The organism is Rhizobacter sp. (genome assembly GCF_031412495.1).
GTDB lineage: Bacteria > Pseudomonadota > Gammaproteobacteria > Burkholderiales > Burkholderiaceae_C > Schlegelella_A.
Window position 1 is genome coordinate 1 of sequence record NZ_JANODC010000279.1, and the last position, 5,952, is coordinate 5,952.

General features: G+C 70.8%; 9 protein-coding genes. All 9 read right to left on the minus strand.

Annotation, left to right across the window (positions count from 1 at the left end):
• Positions 1 to 87: 87 nt before the first annotated feature.
• Positions 88 to 393, minus strand: coding sequence for a hypothetical protein (locus AC30N0_RS10510; protein WP_489517865.1), 306 nt, complete (start codon positions 391 to 393; stop codon positions 88 to 90).
• A gap of 22 nt (positions 394 to 415) precedes the next feature.
• Positions 416 to 1,300, minus strand: a complete 885-nt coding sequence (locus tag AC30N0_RS10515) for an alpha/beta fold hydrolase (RefSeq protein ID WP_489517866.1) — start codon at positions 1,298 to 1,300, stop codon at positions 416 to 418.
• A 4-nt stretch (positions 1,301 to 1,304) separates the two neighbouring features.
• Positions 1,305 to 2,117 (minus strand): alpha/beta fold hydrolase, encoded by an 813-nt coding sequence (locus AC30N0_RS10520; RefSeq protein ID WP_489517867.1) that lies wholly within the window; start codon positions 2,115 to 2,117, stop codon positions 1,305 to 1,307.
• A complete protein-coding gene (locus AC30N0_RS10525) occupies positions 2,114 to 3,004 on the minus strand; it encodes a DMT family transporter (protein ID WP_489517868.1) in 891 nt (296 codons plus the stop codon). The genes AC30N0_RS10520 and AC30N0_RS10525 overlap by 4 nt, the downstream gene beginning before the upstream one ends.
• 25 nt (positions 3,005 to 3,029) lie before the next feature.
• Positions 3,030 to 4,445, minus strand: a complete 1,416-nt coding sequence (gene dnaB, locus AC30N0_RS10530; RefSeq protein ID WP_489517869.1) for a replicative DNA helicase — start codon at positions 4,443 to 4,445, stop codon at positions 3,030 to 3,032.
• 226 nt (positions 4,446 to 4,671) lie between these two features.
• Complete coding sequence (rplI, locus tag AC30N0_RS10535; RefSeq protein ID WP_489517870.1) at positions 4,672 to 5,124, minus strand: 50S ribosomal protein L9; 453 nt, start codon at positions 5,122 to 5,124, stop codon at positions 4,672 to 4,674.
• 10 nt (positions 5,125 to 5,134) lie between these two features.
• Positions 5,135 to 5,425 carry a 30S ribosomal protein S18 gene (rpsR, locus tag AC30N0_RS10540; protein WP_327492365.1) on the minus strand — a complete coding sequence of 97 codons (291 nt, stop codon included), beginning with the start codon at positions 5,423 to 5,425 and terminating at the stop codon, positions 5,135 to 5,137.
• A 12-nt stretch (positions 5,426 to 5,437) separates the two neighbouring features.
• On the minus strand, positions 5,438 to 5,710 hold the full coding sequence (locus AC30N0_RS10545; protein ID WP_489517871.1) for a primosomal replication protein N: 273 nt from the start codon (positions 5,708 to 5,710) through the stop codon (positions 5,438 to 5,440).
• Positions 5,711 to 5,724: 14 nt separating this feature from the next.
• Positions 5,725 to 5,952 (minus strand): 30S ribosomal protein S6 (locus tag AC30N0_RS10550; RefSeq protein WP_489517872.1); only part of this gene is annotated, 228 nt, incomplete at its 5' end.

A 5,952-nucleotide genomic window follows, 5' to 3' on the forward strand; every position in this document is an offset into this window, starting at 1 on the left:
TCCATCATCGGCGCGACCGACAATGCCAGAGGCTCTGGGTCGAAGAGGCGTCGAGCATCGTCAGCGGTCCGTCCCGGGGGCGGCGGATCAGGCGTCGCGGCGCAGCCAGACCCAGCCGAGCAACAGCACGACGACCAGGAGGGCGAGCCAGGCCCCCGAGCTGCGCCGCGGCACCTCGCCCGGCGAGAGGCCGTTCTCCGCATCCGTGCGATGGCGCCCGGTTCCCTCGACCGCGTCCCTCGCCTGCTCGAGGCCGAGGCCGGTCTGATCGCGAAGCGTCTGTACCGCCTGCCGGACCCGGCCCTTGCGCAGGGCATCGGCGATGAAGCTCGCACCGGTGCCGGGCCGCTGGGTCTGGCGGTTCCTGTCCGGTGGGCGTGGTGCTGAGCTCATGGCTTGTCTCCGGAAGCGTTCGTCAGGCGCGCCGGGCGACGGCCTCGATGCCGGCCGTGAAGCGCGGCCACAGCGCGGCGGGCAGATCGTGGCCCATGCCGTCGACGACGTCCAGCGTCGCGCCCGGAACGCGCCGGGCGAGGTCGCGCCCCGCGGCCACCCGCACGAGCGCATCGGCAGCGCCATGGACGACGTGCGTGGGCACGCCGATACCGGCCAGGAGCGGCGAGCGGTCGCCGTCGGCAGCGATGGCGACCATCTGCCGCGCCGTGCCGGCGGGGCGGTGCGAGCGCTGCACGGCCCTCGTGAAGCGGGCGCGGAGCTCGTCCTTGGGCGTCGGATAGGCGGGGCTGCCGATCAGGCCGTAGAAGCCGACGTAGTGCTCGACGATGCCGGCCACCGACTTCGGGTCCTTCGGGCGCGACACGAGCGCGCTGCGCACCTGCAGCGACGGCCCGGGCAGGCGGCGCGAGCCGCTGCTCGTCATCATCAGGGTCAGGCTCTTCACGCGCTTCGGCTCGGCGAAGGCCAGATGCTGGGCGATCATGCCGCCCATCGATGCGCCGCAGACGTGGGCGCTGCCGATGCCGAGCGCATCCAGGACGCCGAGGCTGTCAGCGGCCATGTCGGCCAGCGTGTAGGGAGCCCGGACCGTCAGGCCGAGCGCGTGGCGCAGCGAGTCGGCGGCGAGGTTCGGCACGCCGGCGTGGTCGAAGCCCTGGCTGAGACCGATGTCGCGGTTGTCGAAGCGCACGACGCGAAAGCCGCGCTCGACCAGCCGGGCCACGAACTCGTCGGGCCAGCCTAGCAGCTGCATGCCGAGGCCCATGATCAGGAGGAGGGGCTCGCCCGACCGCGGCCCGTGGTCCTCGACCTCGACCGCGATGCCGTTGGCACGGATGCGCATCGACTCAGCCGGCCGCGGCCGGCACCGGCGCAGCGGTCCGGAAGAACCAGCGGCGCGGGCCCGACACCTCGAACGGGCGCCACTGGCCCGTCGGCTGGGCGAGCCGGTCGGCAATGGCGTAGAGCGCCAGCGGGTTCATGCTCATGCCGACGTGGCTGGACGGGACCTCGATGTTCTCGGCCAGCGGGCCGGGCTCGTTGAGGCTGCAGCGCCAGGACACGACGCCGTCGCTGCGGGAGAAGATCGAGGTCGTCGGCACCGGCGGCGGGCGGCGCACGTGGGCCATGAGGCGCGGGTCGCCGACGCGGTCGCCGCTCAGCAGCTCGTACAGGCGCCAGGCGTTGGTCGCCTTCGGGGGGCCGGTGAACGGCGTGCCCAGGGTGATGACGCAGCGCGTCGACTCCGGGCGGAGCTTGGCCATCTCGCGCGCATAGAGCCCGCCTAGGCTCCAGCCGATCAGGCTGGCCGGCCGCCCATGCCGCGCGACGAAGCGCTGAACGTCGTCGGCACAGCGTTCGATGACGCCGCTGCGCGGGCCGAGGTTGACGCCCTGCCCCCACGCTTCGGCGGCGTAGCCCAGCCGGCGCAGGAAGCGGCGCAGCGGCAGCGTCGCCAGGTCGCCGGCCGCCATGCCCGGAAACACCATCACCGGATGGCCGTCGCCGCGCGGCAGCTTGCGCAGCCACGGCCGCGCGAGGAGGAGGGACGCGAGCTCGGCGGGGGCGCGCGCCTCGAGCAGCACGAGCACGGCGTTCGGGCTGCGCGGGGCGCCGGCATCACGGGCTTCGCCGGCCGACGGTACGCGAGGCGCTCTCACGCGGGCCCCGTGACACGCCGCGCCCGGCGCAAGGCAAACGCCTCGTTCGCCACCAGTGCGCCCACCACCAGGGCGCCGCCGACGAGGACGTGGCGCCCCGGCGTCTCCGCCGCGAAGAGCCACGTCCATGTGACCCCGAAGATGATCTCGAGCAGCGACAGCAGGGCCGCCTCCGGCGCGGCGAGCACGCGCGCCGCAGCCACCGAGACCAGGCAGGGGATCGCCAGCTGGCCGACGCCGAGCGCGGCTAGCAGGCCGAGGTCGTGCGCCGTGGCCTGGAACGGCAGCGACGGCACCAGCGTGGCGACGCTCGACAGCACGGCGCCGATCAGCACCGCCGGCAGCAGGTCGCCGCCGCCGCGCCCGCTCTTCTGGATCGCCGTCCAGTTGACGGCCGCAGCGATGGGGACGGCGAGCGCGATGGCGATGCCGGCCAGGTGGCCCCCGCCCGCGGCGCCGAGCTCGTGGGCGTACATCCAGCCGATGCCGACGCCGGCGGCGACGATGGCGCCCCAGGTGCGCGCCGGCAGCCGCTGGCCGATGACGACGCGCGCGACCAAGGCCGTGAGGAGCGGTGCCACCGCCATCGTCACGAGCACGTTGGCCACCGTCGTCATCGTGATCGCGACCATGAAGGCGGTGAACATCACGGCCCAGCACAGGCCCGAGATCCAGAGGATGGCCCCGCCTTCGCGCAGCGTGCGCGCCAGGGCGCCGAAGCCGCGCAGGAACCCGAGCAGGACGACGAGGGCGACGGCGTTGAAGAAGCTGCGCCAGAACGTCGCCTCGAAGCTGGCCGCCGACTCCAGGTGGCGAGTGACGACACCGGCCGTGCTCCACAGCAGCGTCGCCATCAGCATCGAAGCGACGGCGCGTCCGTGCGTCATGCCGGCAGCCCCAGCCGAGAGGAACCTAGTAATCGCTGCCGACGCTGCCCGGCGCCAGGTTGTCGAACTTGGTCAGCGGCTTGAGGAAGGTGAGCCTGAAGGTGTCGGTCGGGCCGTTTCGCTGCTTGGCGATGATGATCTCGGCCACGCCGGGCTCCTTGGAGTCCTTGTTGTAGTACTCGTCGCGGTAGATGAACATGATGACGTCGGCGTCCTGCTCGATGGCGCCCGACTCGCGTAGGTCGCTCATCATCGGCCGCTTGTCGGTGCGCGACTCGACGCTCCGGTTGAGCTGCGACAGCGCGATCACCGGGCACTTCAGCTCCTTGGCGAGCGACTTCAGCGAGCGCGAGATCTCGCCGATGACGGTGGCCCGGTTCTCGTCGTTGCCGTCGCTGCCGCTCATCAGCTGCAGGTAGTCGACGATGATCAGGCCGAGCTGCCCGCACTGGCGCGCCTGCCGCCGGGCGCGCGCGCGCAGCTCGCTCGGGCTCAGCGACCCGCTCTCGTCGATGAAGAGGCTCACCTTGCCGAGCTTTTCTACCGCCTCGGACAGGCGCCCCCACTCGTCGTCGCGCAGGGCGCCGGTGCGCAGGTGGTTCTGGTCGATGCGGCCGAGCGAGCCGACCATGCGCAGGGCCAGCTGCGAGGCGCCCATTTCCATCGAGAAGACGACCACCGGCAGGCCTTCGCGGACGGCGACGTGCTCGCCGATGTTGAGCGCCAGGGCCGTCTTGCCCATCGACGGCCGCGCCGCCAGCACGATCAGGTCGCCGGCCTGCAGCCCGGCGGTGAGCCGGTCGAGGTCGTAGAAGCCGGTGCGCACGCCGGTGACCTCTTCGGCGCCGTTCTCGTGCAGCTCGTTGACGCGGTCGATGAGCTGGACGACGAGCGCGTCCATGCTCTGGAAGCCCTGCCGCGAACGCGAGCCCTCCTCGCCGATGCGGAAGATCTTGCCCTCGGCCTCGTCGAGGATCTGCGCCACCGGCCGGCCCTGCGGGTTGAAGGCGCTGGTCGCGATCTCGTCGCTCGCCGACACCAGCTTGCGCAGCACCGATCGCTCGCGGACGATCTCCGCGTAGCGCCGGATGTTGGCCGCGCTCGGCACGCTTTGCGCGAGCGCGTTGAGGTAGACCAGGCCGCCGCAATCCTCGGCCTTGCCCAGGCTCTGCAGCTGCTCGAACACGGTGATGACGTCGGCCGGCTTGCTCGCGTTGACGAGTGCGGACGTCGCCGCGTAGATGAGCCGGTGCTCGAAGCGATAGAAGTCGGACTCGGTGAGCAGGTCGCCGACCCGGTCCCACGCGCCGTTGTCGAGCAGCAGCCCGCCGAGCACGCTCTGCTCGGCTTCCACGGAATGAGGTGGGATCCTCAGGCGGGCGACGTCTTCGTCGGGTCGGGCGTCGCGGGGCGCACCCGCCGGCGAGAAGATGGCAGACATCGGGAAATCATAAAGGCGCCCACGCCGGCGCCGGTGGACAACGCTGTGGACAGCCGCTGCACCGCCGGTGGAAACACAAAAAAGAAAAGGGCTCCAAAGGAGCCCGCCCCTCCCTCTCGGAGGGAGGGGAGCGCAGCGGGGAGGGAGCAGCCCTGGAAACTCCCTTGCGGAGCAAGGGAGGGAGCAGCCCTGACCGCCGAACGGCAAGACCGGCGGAGCCGCCGGCTCAGCCGGTCTCGCCGAGGACCACGACCTTCACCTCGACCACCACGTCGGTGTGCGGCGCCACGGTCACCGTGTGCTCGCCGACGGTCTTCAGCGGCCCGGTGGGCATGCGGACCTGCGCCTTGGTGACCTTGAAGTCGATGCGGTTCAGCGCATCGGCGACGTCGGCATTCGTGACCGAGCCGAACAGGCGGCCGTCGACGCCCGCCTTCTGCGTGATGTGGACCGTGCGGCCGCTCATCTTTTCGCCCAGGGCCTGCGCCGCGGCGAGCCGCGCGGCGGCGACCTTCTCCAGGTCGGCGCGCTTGTCCTCGAACTCCTTGATCGCCGCCGGCGTGGCCCGACGGGCGACGCGCGTGGGGATCAGGAAATTGCGGGCGTAGCCGTCCTTGACCTTGACCACCTCGCCGAGCTCGCCGAGGTTGACGACCTTGTCCAACAGAATGACTTGCATGGCGTCGTCCTCAGACCTTGTGCTGGTCGCTGTACGGCAGCATCGCCAGGAAGCGCGCGCGCTTGATGCACGTCGTCAGCTGGCGCTGGAAGAAGGCGCGCGTCCCGGTCAGGCGGGCCGGCGTGATCTTGCCGTTCTCGTTGATGAAATCGCGCAAGGTGTCGATGTCCTTGTAGTCGATCTCCTTGACGCCGGTGACCGTGAAGCGGCAGAAGCGCTTGCGACGGAACAGCAGCGACTGGGTGTTGCGCTTGGGCTTGCGGTCCTTGGAGAACCGACCTTTACCGCGGGGCGGGGGCATGTGATGACCTCTCTATTTCAATTCGATGGACTGGATGTGGAAGACGATTCCGCGGCCGTTACGCTGCGATCCGAGGAAGCCCTGGAAGTCGTGCTCGACGCCGAGCTCGGCTTTCTCGAGCATCTCGGTGACGGCGCCGACGGCCCGGCCGCGAATCTCGAACGCGAGCTTGCGGACGCTGTCGGGCTGGCTGATCCTGGACTCGTGCCGGAGGCTCACGTCGAGGGCCGGAAGGCCGGCCGGCGTGAACCGCAATGCACCGCGCTCGACGATCCGCGCCGTCATCGCGACGCTGTTCGTCAGCTCGCCGCCTCCTGGGGCGCACGGCGCGACTCCTGGCGCGATTCCTCGCGGTCGACCGCCTTCATCATCACCGAGGGCGTCGTCTCCGCACGGTCCTTCAGGACCGTGAGGTGGCGCAGCACCGCGTCGTTGAAGCGGAAGCCCGTCTCGAGCTCGTCCAGCACCTTGCTGTCGCACTCGATGTTGATGCACAGGTAGTGCGCCTTGGCGAGCTTCTGGATCAT